General features: G+C 63.2%; 21 protein-coding genes. 11 read left to right on the forward strand and 10 right to left on the reverse strand.

The window, feature by feature from the left end:
* Complete coding sequence (locus AC0L2A_RS05225; RefSeq protein WP_473607877.1) at positions 1 to 1,197, reverse strand: acyltransferase family protein; 1,197 nt, start codon at positions 1,195 to 1,197, stop codon at positions 1 to 3.
* A gap of 517 nt (positions 1,198 to 1,714) precedes the next feature.
* On the opposite strand from AC0L2A_RS05225, the gene AC0L2A_RS05230 reads away from it, so the two are divergent.
* Both AC0L2A_RS05230 and AC0L2A_RS05235 read left to right on the forward strand, forming a co-directional pair.
* Positions 1,715 to 2,005: a hypothetical protein gene (locus tag AC0L2A_RS05230; RefSeq protein ID WP_473607878.1), complete on the forward strand. Its 291-nt coding sequence runs from the start codon at positions 1,715 to 1,717 to the stop codon at positions 2,003 to 2,005.
* A 39-nt stretch (positions 2,006 to 2,044) separates the two neighbouring features.
* Positions 2,045 to 2,317 carry a glycosyltransferase family 4 protein gene (locus tag AC0L2A_RS05235; RefSeq protein WP_473607879.1) on the forward strand — a complete coding sequence of 91 codons (273 nt, stop codon included), beginning with the start codon at positions 2,045 to 2,047 and terminating at the stop codon, positions 2,315 to 2,317.
* Between the two features lie 189 nt (positions 2,318 to 2,506).
* Here AC0L2A_RS05235 and galE read toward each other — a convergent pair whose 3' ends face one another.
* The 3 genes from galE to AC0L2A_RS05250 all read right to left on the reverse strand — a co-directional run bounded on the left by galE (position 2,507) and on the right by AC0L2A_RS05250 (position 6,028).
* On the reverse strand, positions 2,507 to 3,481 hold the full coding sequence (gene galE, locus AC0L2A_RS05240) for a UDP-glucose 4-epimerase GalE (RefSeq protein WP_473607881.1): 975 nt from the start codon (positions 3,479 to 3,481) through the stop codon (positions 2,507 to 2,509).
* Complete coding sequence (locus AC0L2A_RS05245; protein ID WP_473607882.1) at positions 3,478 to 4,452, reverse strand: UDP-glucuronic acid decarboxylase family protein; 975 nt, start codon at positions 4,450 to 4,452, stop codon at positions 3,478 to 3,480. Before AC0L2A_RS05245 ends, galE begins: the two co-directional genes overlap by 4 nt.
* Positions 4,453 to 4,825: 373 nt before the next feature.
* Complete coding sequence (locus AC0L2A_RS05250; protein ID WP_473607883.1) at positions 4,826 to 6,028, reverse strand: MFS transporter; 1,203 nt, start codon at positions 6,026 to 6,028, stop codon at positions 4,826 to 4,828.
* Between the two features lie 233 nt (positions 6,029 to 6,261).
* Between AC0L2A_RS05250 and AC0L2A_RS05255 the strand changes: the two genes are divergently transcribed.
* Positions 6,262 to 6,684, forward strand: coding sequence for a VOC family protein (locus AC0L2A_RS05255; protein ID WP_473607885.1), 423 nt, complete (start codon positions 6,262 to 6,264; stop codon positions 6,682 to 6,684).
* 130 nt (positions 6,685 to 6,814) lie between these two features.
* Here AC0L2A_RS05255 and AC0L2A_RS05260 read toward each other — a convergent pair whose 3' ends face one another.
* A complete protein-coding gene (locus AC0L2A_RS05260; RefSeq protein WP_473607886.1) occupies positions 6,815 to 7,708 on the reverse strand; it encodes a LysR family transcriptional regulator in 894 nt (297 codons plus the stop codon).
* Positions 7,709 to 7,806: 98 nt separating this feature from the next.
* On the opposite strand from AC0L2A_RS05260, the gene AC0L2A_RS05265 reads away from it, so the two are divergent.
* Both AC0L2A_RS05265 and AC0L2A_RS05270 read left to right on the forward strand, forming a co-directional pair.
* The gene (locus AC0L2A_RS05265; RefSeq protein ID WP_473607887.1) at positions 7,807 to 8,556 is read left to right on the forward strand and encodes an SDR family NAD(P)-dependent oxidoreductase; all 750 of its coding nucleotides are present in this window, start codon (positions 7,807 to 7,809) and stop codon (positions 8,554 to 8,556) included.
* Between the two features lie 195 nt (positions 8,557 to 8,751).
* Positions 8,752 to 9,090, forward strand: coding sequence for a YybH family protein (locus AC0L2A_RS05270; protein WP_473607889.1), 339 nt, complete (start codon positions 8,752 to 8,754; stop codon positions 9,088 to 9,090).
* Positions 9,091 to 9,192: 102 nt separating this feature from the next.
* Here AC0L2A_RS05270 and AC0L2A_RS05275 read toward each other — a convergent pair whose 3' ends face one another.
* Positions 9,193 to 9,654, reverse strand: coding sequence for an Lrp/AsnC family transcriptional regulator (locus tag AC0L2A_RS05275; protein WP_473607890.1), 462 nt, complete (start codon positions 9,652 to 9,654; stop codon positions 9,193 to 9,195).
* Positions 9,655 to 9,815: 161 nt separating this feature from the next.
* Here AC0L2A_RS05275 and AC0L2A_RS05280 point away from each other — a divergent pair, with 161 nt between their 5' ends.
* Entirely contained in the window at positions 9,816 to 10,823 is a 1,008-nt protein-coding gene (locus tag AC0L2A_RS05280; RefSeq protein WP_473607891.1) for an ornithine cyclodeaminase family protein, read from the forward strand.
* Positions 10,824 to 10,901: 78 nt separating this feature from the next.
* Here the strand turns inward: AC0L2A_RS05280 and AC0L2A_RS05285 are convergent, their stop codons facing one another.
* Entirely contained in the window at positions 10,902 to 11,834 is a 933-nt protein-coding gene (locus AC0L2A_RS05285) for a dimethylarginine dimethylaminohydrolase family protein (protein ID WP_473607893.1), read from the reverse strand.
* Positions 11,835 to 11,857: 23 nt separating this feature from the next.
* The gene (locus AC0L2A_RS05290; RefSeq protein ID WP_473607894.1) at positions 11,858 to 13,453 is read right to left on the reverse strand and encodes a zinc-binding metallopeptidase family protein; all 1,596 of its coding nucleotides are present in this window, start codon (positions 13,451 to 13,453) and stop codon (positions 11,858 to 11,860) included.
* A 75-nt stretch (positions 13,454 to 13,528) separates the two neighbouring features.
* Between AC0L2A_RS05290 and AC0L2A_RS05295 the strand changes: the two genes are divergently transcribed.
* From AC0L2A_RS05295 to AC0L2A_RS05315, 5 genes are all read left to right on the forward strand, one after another.
* The gene (locus AC0L2A_RS05295) at positions 13,529 to 14,413 is read left to right on the forward strand and encodes a LysR substrate-binding domain-containing protein (protein WP_473607896.1); all 885 of its coding nucleotides are present in this window, start codon (positions 13,529 to 13,531) and stop codon (positions 14,411 to 14,413) included.
* 254 nt (positions 14,414 to 14,667) lie between these two features.
* On the forward strand, positions 14,668 to 15,759 hold the full coding sequence (locus AC0L2A_RS05300; RefSeq protein WP_287070095.1) for an ABC transporter ATP-binding protein: 1,092 nt from the start codon (positions 14,668 to 14,670) through the stop codon (positions 15,757 to 15,759).
* A gap of 89 nt (positions 15,760 to 15,848) precedes the next feature.
* Positions 15,849 to 16,961 carry an ABC transporter substrate-binding protein gene (locus AC0L2A_RS05305; protein ID WP_027155092.1) on the forward strand — a complete coding sequence of 371 codons (1,113 nt, stop codon included), beginning with the start codon at positions 15,849 to 15,851 and terminating at the stop codon, positions 16,959 to 16,961.
* A 24-nt stretch (positions 16,962 to 16,985) separates the two neighbouring features.
* The gene (locus AC0L2A_RS05310; RefSeq protein WP_473607897.1) at positions 16,986 to 17,819 is read left to right on the forward strand and encodes an ABC transporter permease; all 834 of its coding nucleotides are present in this window, start codon (positions 16,986 to 16,988) and stop codon (positions 17,817 to 17,819) included.
* Complete coding sequence (locus tag AC0L2A_RS05315) at positions 17,819 to 18,625, forward strand: ABC transporter permease (protein ID WP_473607899.1); 807 nt, start codon at positions 17,819 to 17,821, stop codon at positions 18,623 to 18,625. The genes AC0L2A_RS05310 and AC0L2A_RS05315 overlap by 1 nt, the downstream gene beginning before the upstream one ends.
* A gap of 233 nt (positions 18,626 to 18,858) precedes the next feature.
* Here AC0L2A_RS05315 and AC0L2A_RS05320 read toward each other — a convergent pair whose 3' ends face one another.
* Positions 18,859 to 19,923 (reverse strand): glycosyltransferase family 2 protein, encoded by a 1,065-nt coding sequence (locus tag AC0L2A_RS05320; protein ID WP_473607900.1) that lies wholly within the window; start codon positions 19,921 to 19,923, stop codon positions 18,859 to 18,861.
* A gap of 532 nt (positions 19,924 to 20,455) precedes the next feature.
* Positions 20,456 to 21,787 (reverse strand): dicarboxylate/amino acid:cation symporter, encoded by a 1,332-nt coding sequence (locus AC0L2A_RS05325; protein WP_027155097.1) that lies wholly within the window; start codon positions 21,785 to 21,787, stop codon positions 20,456 to 20,458.
* Positions 21,788 to 21,918: the final 131 nt, after the last annotated feature.

A 21,918-nucleotide genomic window follows, 5' to 3' on the forward strand; every position in this document is an offset into this window, starting at 1 on the left:
TCAGCTCCGATCCGTTCGCGGGAGGTCGCGTGCCAGGGATGCTTTGCGGCCATCGAGCGGGCCGCTGAAATAAACTCCTGTTGTCCTTCCAAGCCACCCGGCGTCATTCGTTTTGGCACCTGCCAGGATGACGGCGCCAGTTCCTGGAGCAACATAGGGGAAGTAGCGCTTGAGGCTGTTGAGCGGCTTTTCGAAAAGCAGCCATGAGACCGAAGCCACGATGATGGTCGCCGCTCCCGCAACCAGGAATCGCCCCGGCCCTTGCTCAGAGACGTTGAACGGAATCCAGGGCTGGGACATGACCGCGAGCGACAGGACGATGGGATGGTAGAGATAAACGCCGTAGCTGACGCGACCAAGGGCCAGCAGCGGTGGCAGGTTGAGAAACTTCCCCCGATAACCGCCAATGCCGGAGGAACAGCTCGCAACGACCACGACCAGCGGCGCGAGAGGCAGGACTTCCAAGAGCAGCCAGCGGACCCATTCCTGCACGGAATTTGCCGGCGTCGGAGCAAACCACTGCAGGACGAAAAAGGCGGCCGCGAGCGCCGGCCAGCCAAATCGCAACCACTGCGGCAAGACAGCGGTTCTGGTTCGGTAGACTGCAAGCAGCGCACCTGATGCCAGCGCGTCCATCGATGCCTGCGGAAGCAGGTCGCGCGCGAGGTCGGGACTTCCGGTGATCGGCCAATAAAAGCGATACGACAACGACAACAGGATGACGCCGATGCAGATCGACTGAAGACGCCGGAGCGGCGCCAGAAAAACGATCAATGGCCAGACGATATAGAACTGCTCCTCAATGCTCAGGCTCCAAAGATGGGCGAGGACCCAAGGCGTCCATTCGTTGCGCAGTGCAAACCAGAAATTCGACAGATAAAGCGCATGCCAGACCAGCGATCCCCTCGACTGCTCCAGGTCGACCAGCCAAACGAAAGCCAACACGGCAAAGTAGGGAGGGAATATACGCAGCGCCCGCCTGATGTAGAAGGATTTGAGTGCGGGTGCGGTTTCGAATTCAGCGGCCGCGCGCGCGTCCAGAAGAAGCCGCGTGATCAGAAAGCCGCTCAGTACGAAGAACAGTCGCACGCCGATGTGGCCCCAGAAGGAAGACCCTCCCGCCGCAAAGAAATGCGAATGCATTACCATCGTCACGGCGATGGCCCTCAGCGCGTCCAATTGCGTGGCGCGTCTCATCGGCCGCTTCCGCCAGTTGGATGTCTCCGATGACATCGTTGCCGCGGGTCGCCGCTGCTCACTCTGCGGACAGCGGCGCCTGCGCAATGCGGCTGATCGTTTTCGCTCAAAGCGCTGCGTCTCGCGCGGGCTGCGGAGGTTCGGGCGGAGCGACCAAATGGCTCTGCGCCATCCCCCGCCAGTGGGCCCACCAGATTGCAGATTGCCTAAACACCACGGAATCTCTTCACGCCATCGAATGCCCCAGCGCGACGATAGGAAAAAAATGCTGCGTCGCAACACAAAATGTTAACGCGTTTGAAATAGTCGCGTGAGGCACGGCCTGAGAAATGCGCGAAATCCGCCCGAATCTGGCCATTTTTGACAGTTTTTGACCGAAGCTCGGACTTATTCACAGTTCATGTTGGCGCGACTGTGCTGCATTGCAGCGTGATCGATCGATAATAGGGATGACGTAATACTCGCCTAGGAATATGAATACACCCGGTTTGATGCGCTCGCCTGGCTGGCGCGCAGCATGCACATTCCCCTACACATTGTCCGGATCGAGGCGATCGCCCGGCAGGCATCGCTTCGCGCTTGCAGCGGCCTGATCGTCGCATCGGCTGCTGAGCGCGAACGGCTCAGCAAAGCCTACCCGCGCATTCGACTCGACATGGCCAATATCGCCAACCCGATCGACGTCGAGGAATGGAAAGCGATCGCACGCCAGGAAGCGCGGAAAAGCCTCGGCTTGCCGAGTGAGACGTTTATTGCCGCAATCACGGGCGCATCGACATCCGCCGGAAAGGGCTCGATGTGCTCTTGAAAGCCTGTCTTCCTTTTTGGGGACGCGTCATCCGAACTGGTGATAATCGGCTCCGGTCAGGACCGAGATATATTTGCCAGGCTCTTGTGCGAGGCCGGACTGCCGAATGTGAGATGGCTTTCCGATTATACTACGGACCGGTCGCTGATCCGACACTGGCTTTCGGCGGCGGATGCCTACGTCACGACGTCCCGCATCGAAGGCATGCCGGTCGCACCGCTGGAGGCGATGGCTTGCAGTCTTCCCATCGTCGCCACCGATGCACAGGGGCTTCCCGACATTTGGCAAATGGCCGAGAGTCGGGTGGCCTGATGGTTCGAAAGGATCGCCCGGACGAAGTCGCGCAGGCCCTGAAGCGCCTGAAGCACGATCTGCACTTGCGGGAACGCCTTGGTCGGGCGGCCCGAAAGCGGATAGAGGAAAATTTTTCGCTTGCCGCAGTCGCCGCCGCTCTCGATTGCTTGTTTGACCATGCGGTAGGGCTCTTCCGCAAAAAGATCCTCACAACTGGCGGCGATACCAGGTCAGCGCCGTTTCGACGATCCGGTCGATTCCGGATTGCTCAGGCCTCCAGCCGAGTTCCCGGCTCGCCTTCCCGGCCGCGGCTACAAGCGCAGGCGGGTCACCCGCTCTGCGCGGACCGTAGGCTACGGGAAGGCGCGTTCCCGAAACCCGGCTCACCGCATCGACCAACTCGTTCACCGTCGTCCCGGTTCCGGTGCCGAGATTGTAGACGTGGACTCCCGGATCGCGCAGAAGCTTCTCCCCCGCCAGAACGTGCGCACGGGCGAGATCGGTGACGTGGACATAGTCCCGCACCGCGGTTCCGTCCCTTGTGTCGAAGTCGGTGCCATTAATGGTAAAAATCCGGCCCGATCTAACCGCCGCCTCGATAGCGAGCGGAATGACATGCGTTTCCGGTTCATGCCGCTCACCGACCTCGCCGTCCGGATCACATCCGGCCGCGTTGAAATACCGAAGCACAACCGCGTTGAGGCCATGGGCATCCGAAAGATTGTCCACCATTCGTTCTACAATGAATTTCGACCATCCATAGGGATTGATGGGCGACTGCGGATGCGTTTCGTCAATCGGGGAACGAATCGGAACGCCGTAAGACGCGCAGGTGCTCGACAAGATCAGCTTGTCGACGCCGATCTTCAGCATTTCCTCGAGCAAGACCAGCGTCCCAAAACTGTTGTTTCGGTAGTAGAGTTCCGGGCGCTCGACGGACTCGCCGACATAGGCGTAAGCGGCGAAATGCGCCACCACATCCGGCCGATACTGGTGCAGCGCTGCTGCCACCGCTACGCGATCGCAAATATCGCCCTCGACAAGCGGTCCCCATTTGACCGCATCGCGCCAGCCGCGCGAGAGGTTGTCATAGGCAATGACCGACCAATCGGATTCGGCGAATGCCTTGCAGCAGTGTGAGCCGATATAGCCCGCCCCGCCAGTGACCAAGACTGTTTTCATTCGGCTGCAGCGGACCGAGCGTATCCCGACGAGACCAAGCCTTCGAAATAGGCAATAGTCGTGGCGAGACCGTCGCGCAATGCGATTTTTGGCTTCCAATTGAGCTGGCGCAAGGCACACCCGATATCAGGCTTTCGCTGCCTTGGGTCATCGACGGGCAAAGGTAAAAACCTGATCTTGGATCGGCTTCCGGTAAGTTCGATCACGAGATTGGCAAGTTCGAGCATCGTGAATTCGACCGGGTTGCCGAGATTGATTGGGCCGGTAACATCGTCGGCCGTGTGCATCAGGCGAACCAGACCGTCGATGAGATCATTGACGTAGCAAAATGAGCGTGTCTGCTCGCCGGTGCCGTACACGGTTATCGGTTTGTTTTGCAGTGCCTGCATGATGAAGTTGGAAATGACGCGGCCGTCGTCCGGACGCATCCTCGGACCGTAGGTGTTGAAGATGCGCGCTACCTTGATCCGCAGCCTGTGCTGCCGCCAATAGTCGAAAAACAGGGTTTCGGCACACCGCTTGCCTTCGTCGTAACAGGAACGGGGACCTATCGGGTTTACCCTGCCCCAATAGTCCTCGGTCTGCGGGTGAATCTCGGGATTTCCGTAGACTTCAGACGTGGACGCCTGAAGGATCTTTGCGCGAACCCGCTTGGCGAGTCCCAGCATATTGATCGCCCCATGAACGTTGGTCTTTGTCGTCTGGACCGGATCGAACTGATAGTGAACCGGGCTTGCCGGGCAAGCAAGGTTGTATATTTCATCAACTTCTACGTAGAGCGGAAATGTCACGTCGTGGCGAATGATCTCAAAGGATCTGTTGTCGAGCAAATGCGAGACGTTTCTCCGACTTCCTGTGAAGAAATTGTCGACGCATACAAGCTCGTGGCCTTCAGCAAGCAACCGCTCGCATAAGAACGATCCCAGAAAACCTGCGCCCCCCGTCACCAAGACTCGCTTTGCCTGCGGCATTTTTGGGATCCTCACGCCAGTTCTTCACGCAATCGAATGCGCAAAGCCCTGGGGGGAGGATAGGAAAAAAATGCTGCGCCGAAAACACAAAATGTTAACGGACCTGAAATAGTCGCGTGAGTGCGCGGCGCACGATCCATGAAAAAGCCCCTTTTGCCATTCTTTGACGGTTTTCGTCCGAACCTCAGCCTACCGGCAATCGACATTTGGACGTGAATGCGCTGCGTTGCATCATGATCGTAATAAAGGGAGATGGGTCCTGCACAGTCTTGACCCGGCTCCTATCGCTGCCGATGAACGCCTCGCAGCTTGGGGGTCAAAAGCTGACATAGCCGATGTCCACTTTCGACCTCTGCGTGCTCCTTCGCCAACCCTACGCCGGTTTCAATTGCCTGCGCGGCAGCCGCGGGAAGGCCATCGCCACCGCCACCGCGCCGAGCCCGACAAGGGCCGAGCCGATGAACAGCCAGGAATAGCTGGCATAGGCGTCGAACACCATGCCGCCGGCGAGCGGGCCGAAAGCCATGCCGATGCTGGACAGCATGGTTACGGCACCAAACACCGTGCCGAGGATGCGCTGGCCGAAATATTCGCGTGCCAGCACCGCATAGAGCGGCATCACGCCGCCATAGGTGGCGCCGAAGATAACGGCAAGCGTGTAGAATTGACCAAGCTCGCTGACGGCGAGATAGGCAGCGATGACCACCGACTGTATCGCCAGTCCGGTAATCAGCACCGGCTTGACCCCCATCCGGTCGGCAAGCACGCCGTATAAAAGCCTGCCGCCCAGCCCCGCCAGGCCCTCGATGCTGTAGATGCTGACCGCCGCCATCGGCGCTATGCCGCACAGCATCGCATAGCTCACCATATGGAAGATTGGCCCGGAATGCGCCGCGCAGCAGGCAAAAAAGGTCAGTGCCAGAACGATGAATTGCGGCGAGCGCAGCGCCTGTGGAACCGACATGCCGGTATCGTCGGCGGCAAGATCGGAGGCGGCGCCGTCCGCGGCAGGCTTGGGCGGCTGGCGCACCAGCAATGCGGCCGGCACCAGCAGCGCCCACGCCGCGATGCCGATGACCAGCATGGCGGTGCGCCAGTCATAGGCCGAGATCAGCCAGCGCGCGAAGGGCGAGATCGTCATGGGTGCCACGCCCATGCCGGCCGAAACCAGCGAAACCGCAAGGCTGCGGTTCTTGTCGAACCACGCCGTGGTCAGCGCGATCATTGGCGCAAAAAAGGCGCTTGCCGCGAGGCCGACGAGCACGCCATAGGTGATCTGGAAGACAAGCAGCGAGCCGGTGCGGCTGGCCAGCACCAGCGCCAGCCCGAGCAGCATCGCCCCTGTCACCACGACAATGCGAGCGCCGTAGCGATCGTAAATGGCGCCCCAGGCGAAACCGCCGAGACCCATCACTAGGAAGTTCAGCGTCATCGCGCTCGATATGCCGGCGCGCGACCAATCCGTGTCGAGCGCCATCGGTTCGAGGAAGATCGCCAGCGAGAACATCGCCCCGAGGGCGACGCAGGTCATCAGGGCGCCAGCCGCGACGATGATCCAACGATAGGAAAGGCTCATGCTTTTTCTCCCGAGATCGTTTGGACACGGCGCGACTTCGTTCGAACTTCGTCACACCGCTTGCGTCCGAAGGACGATGCCGACATTTCCAATCCTACAATCCGGTTGCATTTTTTATCCAGTCGCGAAATCGCGCCACTCGATTGCTCCAATGCCTACTCGATTGGTCCATTGCATTGACCGTGCGCCGCCCTGAGCTAGATTTCCAACCTGGCGATCAGGAGCTATCAGGCATGGAACTTCATCGCGGCCGTCTCATCGACCACGTCCAGCTGGTGGTCAGCGACCTTGCGGCAAGCCGGCGCTTCTACGAGGCGGTTTTCAAGGTGCTCGATGTTCCCATCGGCGGCAGCGCCGAGGATTATTTCTGGGCCGACGAGCTATTCGTCTCCAGCATCGACAGTCGGGCGGCCAGCGGACAACTGACGGGGCGCCACCACCTTGCCTTCCAGGCCAAGGACCGCGCGATGGTCGACGCCTTCTACAAGGCCGGCCTCGACGCCGGCGGCGCGGACAACGGCGCGCCGGGTGAGCGGCAGCACTACCATCCCGGCTACTATGCCGCCTTCCTGCTCGATCCCGACGGCAACAACATCGAGGCCGTCTTTCACGGGCCGGCCAACCGCAGCGCCGCTTCGGTGGAGATTACGTTTTAGCTCGATGACAGGTATTCTCGTTACGTCGCGCCGCGCCAACGCTTAATATTCAACTTCAACGCAGCGACGCTCAAAGGCTACCGCATGGCCATCGACGAAGCGCCGCTGTCTTTGCCACGGAGCTCCCGCCCTATCGCGTCAGCGCCGCCATCCGGCCCGCCAGGAACTCGACGAACAGCCGGGCGCGGACCGGTAGCTGTCGCCCATACGCATGGACGATGTGCACCGGCATAGTCGGCATCGCCACCTCGGGCAGAATGCGGACCAGACGGCCGGTGTCGAGATCGTCCTGCACGGCAAACTGCATCAGATGCGCGATGCCGGCTCCGGCCAGCGCCGCTTGCCGGATGGCGCCGCCGTCGTCCGTATCGAGCCGCCCGTTTGGCACGATCACCGCGCCGTCGGCTAATGTGACGGGATAAGGTCGGCCGGCCGTCTGGTAACGGACGAAGTCGTGGCTCTGCAAATCCTCGATTGAGGCCGGCCGGCCGCGCCGTTCGACGTAGGTCGGCGATGCCACCAGCACGATCGGCAGATTGGCGATCTTGCGCGCGATGAGCCCGGTGTCCGACAGCGTCCCCATGCGCACCGCTACATCATAACCTTCGCGGATCAGGTCGGCGTGACGGTCGGTGACACTGAGCTCGAGTTTCACTTCGCCGTGCTGCGCCAGGAATGCTTGCGCCCATGAGGCAATCAGGCCGCGCCCGAGTTCGACGGATGCCGTGACGCGCAGCAGGCCGCGCGCAGTATCCGCCATCTGGACGATGTCCTCGGCATCGTCCAGCGCTCTGAGCAAAGGCGCGGCCCGCTCGTAATAGGCGAGGCCTTCGCTGGTCAGTGCCAGCCGGCGCGTCGAGCGCTGGATCAGCCGCACGCCCAGCCGCCACTCGAGCCGCGCCACGCTCTTCGACACCGCCGACGGGCTGGAGCCGACCAGCCGGCTGGCGGCATGGAACGAGCCGGCATCGACCGTGCGCACGAAGGCGACGAGACCGGCGGTCTTTTCGAGGATGGTGGTCATTCAAGAATTCCAGGCACGAAAGAACCGATCGAGGTGATCCTAAATACGCTATCCGATCACCATTAAATACCGCTCATCATCGACAAAGGAGAGATTTGATGAGCAAGCTGAACGGCAAGGTCGCCATCATCACCGGCGCCTCCAAGGGTATCGGCGCCGGCATCGCCAAGGGTCTTGCGGCGGCCGGTGCCGCCGTGGTCGTCAACTATGCCTCGTCGAGGGAAGGTGCGGACCGCGTCGTTGCCGAGATCAAGGACGCAGGCGGCCGAGCCGTTGCCGTCCATGGCGACGTGTCGCAAGTGGCCGACGTGCGCCGCCTGTTCGAGGCCGCCAAATCGTCGTTCGGCGCGGTGGACATCCTGGTCAACAATGCCGGCGTCTTCGCATTCGAGCCGCTGGAAGCGGTGACCGAGGCCGAATTCCACCGTGAGTTCGACACCAATGTGCTGGGCACCATCCTGACCATCCGGGAAGCGGTGAACCATTTCGGCGCCGGAGGCGGCAGCGTCATCAACATAAGCTCGGTCGCCAGCCTCAACCCGCAGCCGAGCTCGCTGGTCTACGCCGCCACCAAGGGCGCAGTGGATTCGATCACGCTCTCCATGTCGAGAGAGCTCGGCGCCCGCAACATCCGCGTCAACGCCATCGCGCCCGGCGGCGTCGACACCGAAGGCCTGCAGCGGATCGGCATCGTCGGCAGCGAGTTCGAGAAGCAGGTCATCGCCATGACCCCGCTCGGCCGCTTCGGCCAGCCCGACGACATCGCCCGCATCGCGGTGTTCCTCGCCTCCGACGACGCATCCTGGCTGACCGGCGAGCGCATCACCGCCTCGGGCGGTTGGAGATAGGCATAGACCTGCCGTTTCACGGACCATCCCACGCAGCGCGACGTCGATAAAACCCTGCAATCGATGACGAGAGCGATCTGAGCCCTATGTTGCGGCGATGGAGGAGCGCCGTGCGGTATCGATGACGGCGAGAAGCCAGGGAGGCAACGGATGACGGACGACGAAAGAGCAATCCGAAAGCTGGTCGAGACGTGGATGGATGCGAGCAAGCGTGGAGACACCGCGACCGTCCTCAGATTGATGACGGACGACGCGATCTTCATGGTTCCCGGCCGGGAGCCCTTCGACAAGGAGATCTTCGCGGCAGCCGCGCAGGAGATGGCCGGCGTTCATGTCGACGGCACGAACGAGATCGTTGAACTACAGCTTCTTGGCGACTGGGCCTTCATGCGCGGTCGTATCGATATGACCGCAACGCCGCCGAACGGGAAGCCGGTGCGTCAATCGGGATATACGCTGACGCTCCTGCGCAAGGAGGCTGATGGTGCGTGGCGGCTGGCCCGCGATGCGAACCTGCTGACCGCGCAAGGCTAGAGCCGGTCTCCGGCATCTCTGCACCGGAAGGCGCGCCAGGGAGCGACAGGATGGCGAAGATGCGTGCAGGTCGCCCTGAACAGCGTTCCCCTCCTCCACTGATCACACCGGCAAGAGGGCGTTCGGCTTGACATCGGCGATGGAGGCGAAGGTGTGCGTTTCGCGCACGCCGGGCAGTGGCAGGATGACCCGCTGCAGGAAATCCTTGAACACCGCCATATCGGCGATCCGCGCCTTGACCAGATAATCGAAACCGCCAACCACCATATGGCACTCCAGAACCTCCGGGGCCTTCGCCACGGCTTCGGCGAAACGGTCAAAGACATGCGGCGCCGTGTGGTCAAGCCGGACCTCGATGAACACCAGCGTTCCCCTGCCGACCTTGCGCGGATCGAGCACCGCCCTGACCGCGGTGATGAACCCGTCGCGGAACAGGCGCTTCACCCGCTGGCTCGTTCCGGTCGGCGACAGCCCGACACGCCCGGCAAGATCAAGCGTCGTCCGGCGCCCATCCTCCTGCAGCAGCCGGAGCAGGCTGCGGTCTATCTGGTCGAGGTCGTCCATTTTCACAATCCACTCTATCTCAGGGATTTGTGTGCTGATTTTACGCAGAGATATCAAAATCAACGTATTTCATCACATAAAACCTCGCAATAGCCTGCGCTTCCCTCACCCACTCAAAGCAACCGTGGTGAGCCGATTTCGGCAAACAAAAGGAGTGCAAGATGACCAAGGAAGCGTTCAGCCCAGCCGGCAGGAGTGCGGCGGAAATCAGCAAGGGAGCGACCGAGATCCTGGTGCTGAGCGAAGTCGACGTGATGGCGTGCATCGATCTCAGCAAGCTTCTCGATGTTCTGGAAGACGGCTTCAAGGCGCTGTCACAAGGCAGGGTCGTCAATCCACCCCGACCACAGCTCAACATCCCAGGGGCCGGCTACAGCCTCGCCATGCCGGCCTGGATGGAGGGCATGAACCTGACCGTCAAGGTCGTCAACGTCTTCGAAGGCAATTTGGCCAAGACCCTGCCCAGCCACCTCGCCACCATCAGCCTGTTCGATCCGCTGTCCGGCCTGCCGGTCTGCATCATGGACGGCACCTTCATAACCGCGGTGCGAACCTCCGGCTCCGCCGTGCTGTCGGTGCGCGCGCTCGCGCGCCGGGACGCCAGGATAGCGACAGTGGTCGGCGCCGGCGTGCAGGCCAACCAGCACCTGCATCTGTTGCCGCTGGTGCGCGACTTTGCCGAAATCCGGGTCGCTTCGAAGAGCTTCGACGATGCGGCAGCGCTTGCCCGGCTGCATCCGTCGGTGGTGGCGGTCGCCGACCTCGAGGCGGCAGTGCGCAGTTCCGACGTGGTGTGCCTGGCGACGCATTCCTACGAGCCGGTGATCGAGGCAGACTGGGTTCGGCCGGGCACGCACGTCTCGTCGGTCGGGGTGGCACCACCCGGCGGTGAAATGGCGATCGAGCTCATCGGCAAATCCAGTCTTTTTGTCGAGACCAGGGATGCGTTCAAACCGACCCCGGTCGGTTCTTGCGAGCTTGCCGGCTTCGACCCGGATTTCGGCACCGAGCTTGGCGCCATGCTGCTCGACCGCGCGCCGGGCCGCGTTTCGGATCAACAGATCACCACCTACAAGGCGATGGGCATTGCCATGGAAGACATGGTCGCCGCCGATCTCGCCTATCGTTGCGCCAAGCGTCTGCACAAGGGAAAGCTCATCGTGCTGTAGGCGTGCCGCGAGCCAGGCGGGATCGACGTTGCTGACAATGGCGCTTTCGCGGAAGCGGCCGGGCTAAAGGGCGGTCCCTCAGCCCGGCACACGCTTCAGCGCCTGCGCCATGCAGTGGATGCCGCCGCCGGTCTTCGAGATCTCGCTCATGTCGATGGCCGCCACTTCGAAGCCGCGCGCCTTGAGCTGGCCGATCAGCGTCTGGCTGGAGGTCGGCGCGATCACCCGGTCCTTGCCCAGCGACATGAAGTTGCAGCCGAGCGCCATCGTGTCCTGGAACGGCACGTCGATGATCTCGTGGCCCTTGCCCTTCAGCCAGTCGACGATGCCCGGCTCGGTGCAGGCGAGGCAGACGGCGGTCAGTTTGTCGGCGATCGGCACCACCATCAGGTCGATATGGACATAATATTCGTCGATGAAGGCGATGCGGGTTTCCCAGCCCTCCTTGTCGAACCAGGCCTGGACCTGGCGCGCGCCCTCCTCCTGGGTGCGGGCGCCGCCACAGCCGATCAGCACCACGCCGTCCTCGATGACGTTGAAGTCGCCGCCTTCGAAAGTGCCCGCGGTGACCATGTCGTAGATCGGGATGCCGAGCTTCTCATAGGTGCGGATCGCCGCATAGTTCTCGCCGCGCCGCCACCATTGGGACATCGCGGTGATGATGGCGCCATACGGCGTCATGACGCTGGAATCGCGCGAATAGACCTGCATCGGCAGCTCCGGCGTCGGCTCGTGCCAGTGGATGTTCACGCCGAAATGCTCATAAGCGGCGACCAGGTCCTTGTGCTGCGCCTGCGCGATCTGGACGTTGCACGGCGCCTCACGCAGATGCTTGCGCGACAGCGAGCTGGTCGAGAGATGGCGCAGGAAATTCGACGAACCGAGCAGCACGTCGGTCAGGACGTCGGTCTCGTTGGCAAAGCCCCAGGCGGTCAATGGCTTGGTGCCGCCGGTCGGGTTGCGGCGCTGCAATGAAAACGGCTCTGCTACGATGCGGTCGTGAACGGTCATGGCATTCTCCTGGCTTCGAGTGATCACGCGGCTTGCGGGTTGCCTGGTATCCACCAGTCCCGTCCGCGCGGGGTGGTGACATATTCCGGCCAGCGGAAATGGATCGGCGGTTCGTAGTCGCAAAGCGGCGCCAGCCAATTGCTGCCACCAATGCCGCCGCCGGTGCGGGCGACGAATTCGTCCATCGCCGCATCGCGGGCGGCCTTGTCTTCCAGCAGGCGAAGAGCTGCCAACGCAATCGTCTTCGACGCGCAGGCAACCATCGGATCGATGGTGGCGGAAATGCCGCCCAGCGCATTCATCGCCCAGGACGGATATGCCTGGCCGTTTTGCGAACGCAGCGCCGGCCGGGCGACATAGAACCGCGCCGTCGGCGTCTGCCACGACATGTCGGTGTAATCGTCGGAGGTCGAATTGAGCTGCGACGGCGGCAAGTCGCGACGCAGCAACGCCTCCGCCTCCTCAGGCGCAATCAGCTGCTCCAACTCGGCGATGAACGGCTCGCCGGTCGCCGCGCCGCCGGCATTGACCTGGATTTCGCGGGCAATCGCCTTGGCCGTCTCGTCCCAGCGTGGCGGCCCAACCGTCGACAGCGCATCGTAGGCAATGTCAGCCATGGCATGATTGGCGAGCCCTGGCCGCGACTTCGACACCCAGTGCCGCTCATGGCGGCAGCCGCTCATCGTCGCGGCGGCTTCGGCATTGCGGTCGAGCACGGCGGTGACCTGCTCGGCCATGGCAAGCGTCGGCACGCGGATCATGTACTGGATCTCGGCCAGTCCGGCCGGCAGATTGTCGGCGGTCGCCTGCCCCGCGGTCAGGATCGCCTCGCTGATCGACCAGCCGCCCTGATGCGGCAGCATGGAATCACGCAGCGCCTTGGACGCCATGTACATCATGACAAGCGCGTCGTTGGCGCCGGGCGCCCGCACCGCGGAATGCGCCTGCGGAATCGGTGCACAATCGCTTGCGCGAACCCAATTTTCGGGTTCGTCGCACACAAAGCGATAGATCATCGCATAGGCCGCGCCGCAATGCGTGTCCCAGCGCGCCGTGTTGCAGAGCGGCAGCATGTAAAAGGGATGGAAGGAGATCATGCCGGCGAGGCCATCGTAGTAGCCCTTTGCGGCATGGATCGGCTTCGACCCCCGCACCTTCTCCGCCGGCTCGCCGGTGAAGCGCAGCGTGCCCGATATGCCGTGGCGCTGCATCGCCGCCTTGGTCGCCAAAAGCCCGCCCAGGCTGGCAATGCCGAGGCCGGAATGCGGATCGGTGTGGCCGCCGGCCTCAGCGCCGAGCCCCGGGCGCGGTCGCTTGACGGTCGCCGCATCCTGGCAATTGCCCGGCACCGCGTCATACTCGGCATACATGCCGATCGTCGGCCCGGCGCCGTTGGTCCAGTGGGCGCAAAAGGCGGTCGGCATCCCGCCGGAGCCTTCCTCGACCGAAAAGCCCTCGTGCTTCAGACGCTCGACATACCAGGCGGCCGACTGGTATTCGCGCCAGGCGGTCTCGCCGAAATCGAAGATCGTCCGCGTCCACGCCGACAGCGACGGCTGGATGTCGTCCAGGCAGGCAAGCGCGGTTGCTTGGGCCGAGGTGGTCACCGGATCCTCCATCGGTCAAAGAAAGCAGTGAAGCGCCTCGCCAAAAAGTGATATGTTTTCCCGGCTCATGCAAATTCGGTTCACCTCTTGAGAATTCCCTCGACGCAGGCGCTGCGCGCCCTCGACAGTTTCGCCCGCCACGGCAGCGTCTGGCGCGCTGCCGACGAACTGCATCTGACCCGCAGCGCGGTCAGCCACCAATTGCGGCTGCTCGAACGCGATCTCGGCTTCGACCTGCTCGAGCGCATCGGCAAGGGCGTGGCGCTGACGCCGCGCGGCCAGCGTTACGCCAGTGACGTGCGCAAGGCGCTGACGGTGCTCGGCGATGCGGTAACGCGCCATGCCGGCACCGGCGTCGGCGGCTCGTTCAGCGTCAGTTGCACGCCGGGCTTCGCCTCGCTGTTCCTGTGCACGCACATCGGCGAATTCCGGCAGATGTACCCCGATGTCGCGCTGCGCATCCTGACGCCGCGGCGGCTGGACGACGTCAGCAATGCCGACGCCGACGCCTTCATCGCCTTCGGCGTCGGCAACTGGCCGAACCGGGCGGTCGAGCTGTTGTGCGAGATCTCGTTCACGCCGCTGTGCAGCCCGACGCTGCTCAACAAGATCGGCGGCTTTTCCAGGCCGGCCGACGTGCTGCGCGCCAATCTCCTGCATCTCGGCGACACCGAGGACTGGGCGCGCTGGCTGGCGCTGTCGAAGGTCGAGAATCCCGACACCGAGGGCGGCATCTTCTTTTCCGACATGAACCTGGTCTTTTCGGCCGCCATCGCCGGCCAGGGCATCGCCATGGGCGACGAACTGACCAGCCGCCGGGCGCTGAGCGAAGGCCGGCTGGTGCGCCCCTTCGACATCGCAATCAGTTCGCCACGCTCGTATTTTCTCGTTTCCGAGCATGCCAAGGCGGCGCATCCCGTGCTGGAGGCGTTCGGGAGGTGGCTGAGGTCGAAACTGTCGGAGATTAGCTAATCTCCCCCCTCGAGGGGGAGATGTCGCCGAAGGCGACAGAGGGGGTCGCCGCGCGTGAAGCCCCAGCCTCCATCTGCAGCAGCAGGCCGAGCCCAGTCGGACCGACCCCCTCTGGCCGCTTTGCGGCCATCTCCCCCTCGAGGGGGGAGATTGGCGCCATAGATGAATCAAATTTGCCGATCAGGCGAAAACTATTCGGTTGCGGTGAGCCGCGGGCCTGCCTACGATTTCAATCACATTGAGGACAAGGCAGGATGCAGCAACCCGGCCGTGCCGCAGAGATCAAGGCAATCGGGATCGGCAAGAGCTTCGGCTCGTTCCGTGCGCTGGACGATCTGACGCTCGATATCGGCCGCGGTGAGTTCCTGACCCTGCTCGGGCCGTCGGGTTCGGGCAAGACCACCTTCTTGATGATCCTTGCCGGTTTCGTGCAGCCGACCGACGGCCGCCTTTACAGCGACGGCGTCGATATCACCGAGCGGCCGGCCGAGCAGCGTGCCGCCGGCATGGTGTTCCAGGGCTATGCCCTGTTCCCGCATATGAGCGTCGAGGCCAACATCGCCTTCCCGCTCAAGGTGCGCAAGAAGTCGGCGGCCGAGATCAAGCGTCGCGTCGGTGAGATGGTCGAGCGCGTCGGGCTGAAGGGCCACGAGAAGAAACTGCCGTCGCAATTGTCCGGCGGCCAGCAGCAGCGCGTGGCGCTGGCGCGTGCCCTGGTGTTCGAGCCGGGTGTGCTTTTGCTCGACGAGCCGTTCTCGGCGCTCGACAAGGGCCTGCGCGGCCAGATGCAGGCCGAGATGAAGCGGCTGCACCAGGAAACCGGCACCACCTTCGTCTTCGTCACCCATGATCAGAGCGAGGCGCTGGCGCTATCGTCGCGCGTCGCCATCTTCAACCACGGCAAGTTGCTGCAGGTCGGGGCGCCTGACGAGGTCTACGACCGGCCGGCCAACCGCTTCGTCGCCGAGTTCCTCGGCGAGATCAACATGCTGCCGCTGAAGGGCGTGCGCAACGCCGACAACGGCGCCACCGGCCTGTGCGAAGACCGCACGATCACCCTGCGCGGCAATGCAAGCGCCGTCGGCAGCAACGCCATCCTGGCGATCCGGCCCGAATACATGTCGATCGCCCCCGAAGCGACAGCCGGGGAGAACGGCATCGCCGCGACTGCGGTCGCCTCGACCTATCTCGGCGCTGCGACGCGGCTCGATCTCACCACGCGCCAAGGTGCCAAGGTGACGGTCTCGGTGCCGAACGAGGTCGCCGCTTCGGCACTCAGCAAGGGCAATTCCGTATGGCTGACATGGCCGGCGGAAAAAGGTTTCCTCCTTCCGGACGGAGGATGACGACCAGAGTGACGAATGCAAATTCGCACCGACTACCGGGATAAAAACAACGACAAAAAAGGGGAACTGACATGACAAACAATTCAGAGATGAGCGAAACCAGGAAACACGCCATCGAGACACTGTCCGCCAGGGCGGTGCGCGGCGAGATCTCGCGCCGGCAGTTCACGCAGCTGGCTGCGCTCGTGCTGGCCGGCACGCCGATGCTGCTGCGCTCGACCGGCGCCTTCGCGCAAGCCAAGGAACTGGTGCTGGTCAACTGGGGTGGTGACGCCATCACCGCCTATGACGCGGCCTATGGCCAGGCGTTCACCAAGGAGACCGGCATCACCGTCAAAATGGACGGCTCCGGTCCGACCGAGGGTGCGATCGCCGCACAATTCAAGAGCGGCGCCCCGACCTGGGACCTGGTCGACGTCGACCCGTTCTCGGCGATCACGCTCGGCGCGCAGGGCATGCTCGAGCCGATCGACTATTCGATCGTCGACAAGAACAAGATGCGGCCTGGCTTCGGCTGGGAGCACGCCGCCTCGACCTATTTCTTCTCCTATGTCATCGCCTATGATTCCGAGAAATTCGGCAGCCAGGCACCGACCGGCATGGCCGACTTCTTCGACGTGACGAAATTCCCGGGCAAGCGCTCGCTCTACAAATGGGGCGTGTCGAGCTGGGAAGCGGCGCTGCTCGCCGACGGCATCGCGCCGGCCTCGCTCTATCCGCTCGACCTCAAGCGCGCGCACGACAAGATCGCCGCCTTCAAGGAGAATGTCGTTGCCTATTGGGGCGGCGGCGCCGAGAGCCAGAGCGTGCTGCTCGACGGCGAGGCTTCGATGGCCATCGTCTGGTCGACGCGAGCCTCGCTGATCGAGCAGGATTCCGGCGGCAAGATCAAGTTCATCTGGGACCAGGGCCTGATCTCGCCCGGCGCGCTCGCCGTGCTCAAGGGAAATCCCGGCGGCAAGGACGCGGCGATGAAGTTCATCGCCAGCGCCCAGGATCCGGAGAAGCAACTGATCATGTTCGACAAGCTCGGCCAGGGCCCGGCCAATCCGGCCACCGACGCGCTGATCCCCGCCGACAAGAAGCGCATCAACCCGGTCGACCCCGAAAACATGAAGAAGCAGATCCCGCTCGACATGGAGTGGTACGCCAAGAACTACGGGGCCGCACTCGACGAATACACGAAGATCATCTCCGCCTGATAGACCGGGATAACCGGAGCCGAGATGAAAGCATATCTCTCCGACAGGATGGGCGCGGCGCTGCTGATGGCGCCGCTGCTGCTGTTCCTTGGCGCCGCCTACGCCTGGCCATTCTTCGGCGTCGTCAACTGGAGCTTCACCCTGCCCGAGCCGGGGCTCGGGCAATATGGCACGCTGCTTAGCGACCCGCTGGTGCAGTCGGTGTTTGTCCGCACGCTGCGCATCGCTGCGATCGTCACGATTGTTTCGGTTGCCGCCGCCTACGCCATCACCCTGGTGTGGGTGCGCGGCACGCCGGCGCAGCGGGTGATCGCCGAGTTCTGCATCCTGGTGCCATTCTGGATCTCGGTGCTGACGCGCGCCTTCGGCTGGGTGGCGCTGCTTTCCAATCGCGGCCTGTTCAACACCTGGCTGCAGGCGATCGGCTTCATCTCGGAACCGCTGACGCTGGTGCGCAACGAATTCGGCGTCATCGTCGGCATGACGCATTTCCTCATTCCCTTCGCCGTGTTTCCGCTGGCGTCTTCGATGCGCAGCCTCGACGACCGCGTGCTGCTGGCGGCGCGCGGGCTCGGCTCCAGCCGCATGCGCACCTTCTGGTCGGTGTTCGTGCCGATGACCCGCTCCGGCATCATCGGCTCGGCGCTCATCGTCTTCGTCTTTTCGCTCGGCTTCTTCGTGACGCCTGCGATCCTCGGCGGCGGCCGCAGCGTTATGGTCGCCGAGCTGATCTATCTGCGCATCTTCCAGAGCCCGGACTGGGGCCTGGGGGCGGCGATCAGCGTCGTGCTGGTGCTGTTCGTCGGCGCGCTGATGGCGCTGCTGTTCCGCTATGTCAGACCGAAGCAGCTGATCTGATGCCGACCTACCGCCCCGGCCCCGTCTCGCTGGTCCTCGCCGCCCTGGTGGCGCTGTTCCTGCTGTTGCCGCTGCTTGCCGTGATCCCGGTGTCGCTGACGCCGACCCGCATGCTGGCGATGCCGTCCGGCGAATTGTCGCTGCGCCACTACCGGGCGCTGATCGAGGATCCGCGCTGGATCAATTCGATCCTGCTCTCGATCAGGATCGGCGTCGTCAGCAGCGCCTTTTCCACCGTGCTGGCGCTGTGCTTCAGCCTCGGTGTGTGGATGTTCCAGCCGCGCTTCACCGCCGCGCTGGTCGGCTTCGTGCTGCTGCCAATGGTGGTGCCGCCGGTGGTCTCGGCGATCACGCTCTACTTCCTGCTGACCTCGATCTCCGGCGTCTCTTCGTTCTTCGGCTACGACACCTGGCTCGGTGTCGCCATGGCGCATGCGGTGATGACGGTGCCGTTCGCAACGGTGCTGATCCTGGTGTCGCTCAGCCAGCTCGACCGGCGCATCGACCTTGCCGCGCGCGGTCTCGGCGCCACCGTGTGGGAACGCGCCACCCGCATCATCATGCCCAACATCAAATTCGGCATCGTCACTGCCGCCCTGCTGTCCTTCGTGCTGTCCTGGGAAGAGATCGGCGTCACCCTGTTCATCACCTCGGTCAACGCCATCACGCTGCCCAGGCTGATGTGGATGGGCCTGCGCGACAACATCGACCCGGCGATCGCCGCCCTCTCGGTGATCCTGATCATCATCACGGTGCTGGTGCTGGCGGCGCGCAGTGCCGTGGTCAAGCTGCGCGCGGGGCAGTAGGGCGACCAAAGCGGTGCGCATATCCGCTCGACAGTTGGCGGGACAGCGCCCCCTCTGGCCTGCCGGCCATCTCCCCCACTTGGGGGGAGATCGGCAGCTTTCGGCGACGGCTCCCTCCTTCGGCGGTAGTGATTGGCGAAAGCGGAGATGACGGCCAATCTCCCCCCAAGTGGGGGAGATGTCCGGCAGGACAGAGGGGGGCGCGAAGGATTGCCAACCTTTGAAAGCTTCTTCTACCCCATTGCATGGCGGATTGTCTTCGACAGACGGCTCAGGAATGCCGGTCTAGACGATGCGTCGAGCTTCCACGACAGCACCGCCGTCGCCAGTTTCCGCGGCAGCACCCCGACCGACAGGAACCAGGCGGCAAGGACGGCGCGCCGGCGTAGCGATGCGGTCATTTCGAGGCTGGCGACGGCGCCCGCTGCCCCAAGCGCCAGCCGGGAATCATTGGCCACGGGGTGCCGGCGCCTGTCCGCGCACAGCGATGCCAGCCGCTCTTCCAGGTGGACCGGATCGTGGCGGACAGCCTCCGACGGGACGATGGTCAGGCCGATCCCGGAGGCTTGGTCCGACAGCGCCTGCATGCGGCGGAAGTCGTGGGTTACCCGCCAGCGTGCCCGCTCGGCGAGCTTTTCACCGAACACCGAATGGTTGGCGCCGTGGATCCGGTAGGCGCCGACGCATTCGTCAATGGACTGGACGTGTCCGTACATGGGCGCCAGCGTTACAAGGTAGCCATCGGCGCCCTGGCGGAACTCCGCCTCCGGTATAGGCATGATCGATTCGAGGGTTGTGCGATCAAAGGCCAGCCCGCTGGTCACAGTCGTCTGATAGCGGCCCTTGTGCAGGAGTTTCGGCATGACGTCACCGCTGTCGAAGGGCAGTTCGGGCGGCGGAAAGACGTCCTTGACGCGTTGTCGTTCGTCGACGATATGCAGCCTTGATTGCACCTGGGCGGTTGCCGCATCCCAGGTGTCGACGATCTTGGAAACGGCGGTCGGATAAAGAAAATCGTCGGCGTCGAGGAACAGGACGATCTTGCCCGAGCTTGCCGCGAACCCGGTGTTGAACGCCGCCGCATGCCCGCCGTTTTGCGCGCGCGGGCAGGCGAGGATCCTGTCCCCATATGATTTCATGATTGTCGTGGAATTGTCCTGCGAGGCATCATCGACGACGATGACTTCGACATCCGCGTAGTCCTGCTCGAGAGCGCTGTCGATGCTGCGTTTGAGGAAACGCGCGTAATTGTAATTCGGGATGATGATCGATACCGGAATCCTCGGGACAGACTGCATCGCATTTGACCTCGCATCTTGCTTTGGTTTCAGCAAACCCGCGCGCGGGCCTGGTTCCTCCTCAAGCGCGTCCCACGAATTCCTGGGAGAAGGCTCGCGCCTTTCGTCAGGACGGGTCACGTCTCTTGCTTTGCGACTTCATTTTGAGGCCGCCATTGCCTTCAAGAGCTGCCGCCGAGATCATGGTCGACGGCAGCAAGGGCTCCGACGGTTCGGCTCGGATGACACGACAACCGAGCCTGACGGAAAGGCTTCGGTCGTGATCAGGTCGGGATCGAAGCGGACAGGCACCTTGAAGGCATGGCGGATACTGGCCTTCAAATGCGGCTGGAGCAAGCCCCACGCCAAGACCAAAGGCTCACAAGCCTGTTACGTCTCAGGCGGCATGCAGCGTTGGAATGGCGCTGACATCCACTTCGCGCTCCGCGTGCCAGGCATCATACGCGGCCGCGACCATCGGCTTACAAGGCCAATCGTCTTTTCCCGGAGCCGGCGAACCGGCTCCGGGCCGTATGGGGGCAGGCCTGATCAGTCACGCAGCCTGCAGCCCCGGCAGCGACAGATCGGCTTCCTCAGGCAAGTCGCCGGCCATCGCGGCAGCGAACCTGGTCTGGTCGAGTTCCCCTTCCCAGCGCGCCACGACCACGGTCGCCACCGCATTGCCGATGAAGTTGGTCAGCGCCCGGCATTCCGACATGAAGCGGTCGACGCCGAGGATCAGCGCCATGCCGGCGACCGGCACTGCCGGCACGACCGAGAGCGTCGCGGCCAGCGTGATGAAGCCGGCGCCGGTAATGCCGGCGGCGCCCTTGGAACTCAGCATGGCGACGGCGAGCAGCAGGATCTGGTCGCCGAGGGTGAGCGGCGTGTCGGTCGCCTGGGCGATGAACAGCGCAGCCAGCGTCATGTAGATATTGGTGCCGTCGAGGTTGAAGGAATAGCCGGTCGGGACGACCAGCCCGACCACCGAGCGGTTGCAGCCGGCGCGCTCCATCTTGGCCATCAGGCCCGGCAGTGCCGCTTCCGAGGAGGAGGTGCCGAGCACCAGCAGCAGCTCTTCCTTGACGTAGCGGATCAGCGCCAGGATCGAGAAGCCGTTGTAGCGGGCGACCGCGCCGAGCACCACCAGCACGAACAGCAGCGAGGTCAGGTAGAATGTGCCGATCAGCATGGCGAGGTTGGCGATCGAGCCGATGCCGTATTTGCCGATGGTGAAAGCCATGGCGCCGAAAGCGCCGATCGGCGCGGCCTTCATCAGGATGGCGACGAGGCGGAAGATCGGCGTGGTCAATGCCTGCAGGAAATCGACGACCGGGCGGCCGCGATCGCCGACCGCGGCAAGTGCGAGCCCGAACAACACCGAAAAGAACAGCACCTGCAGGATGTCGCCCTTTGCGAAAGCGCCGGTGATCGTGTCGGGGATGATGTTCATCAGGAAACCGACGATGCTGGTGTCGTGGGCTTTTTCGGTGTAGGTCGCCACCTTTGTGGCATCGAGCGTGGCCGGATCGATATGCATGCCGGCGCCCGGCTGGACGACGTTCGAGACGACAAGGCCGACGACAAGCGCCAGCGTCGAGAAAGCCAGGAAGTAGATCATCGCCTTGCCGGCGACGCGGCCCACCTTCTGCAGGTCGGAAACGCCGGCGATGCCGGTCGCCACCGTCAGGAAGATCACCGGTGCGATCACCATCTTCACCAGCTTGATGAAGGCGTCGCCGAACGGCTTCATCGCCTCACCGGTTTCGGGATAGAAGTGGCCGAGCAGCACGCCGGCGGCGATCGCCGCCAGCACCTGCACATAGAGATGCCGGTAGAACGGAAGTTTGCCGCGCGGCGCGGCGGCAGCGAATGCTGTCTGCATGACGTCCTCCATTGTGCTCCGATCGAAAGCTCGACCTCCCGGAGCGTTTGCATTTGACCCAGCAGCCTCGCGACCGCTGAAGTCGTGTCTGCAACTGCCGTGCCAAGTGCGCGGAAAAGAGCCTCTCCCTT

Source organism: Mesorhizobium sp. WSM4844 (genome assembly GCF_055811775.1).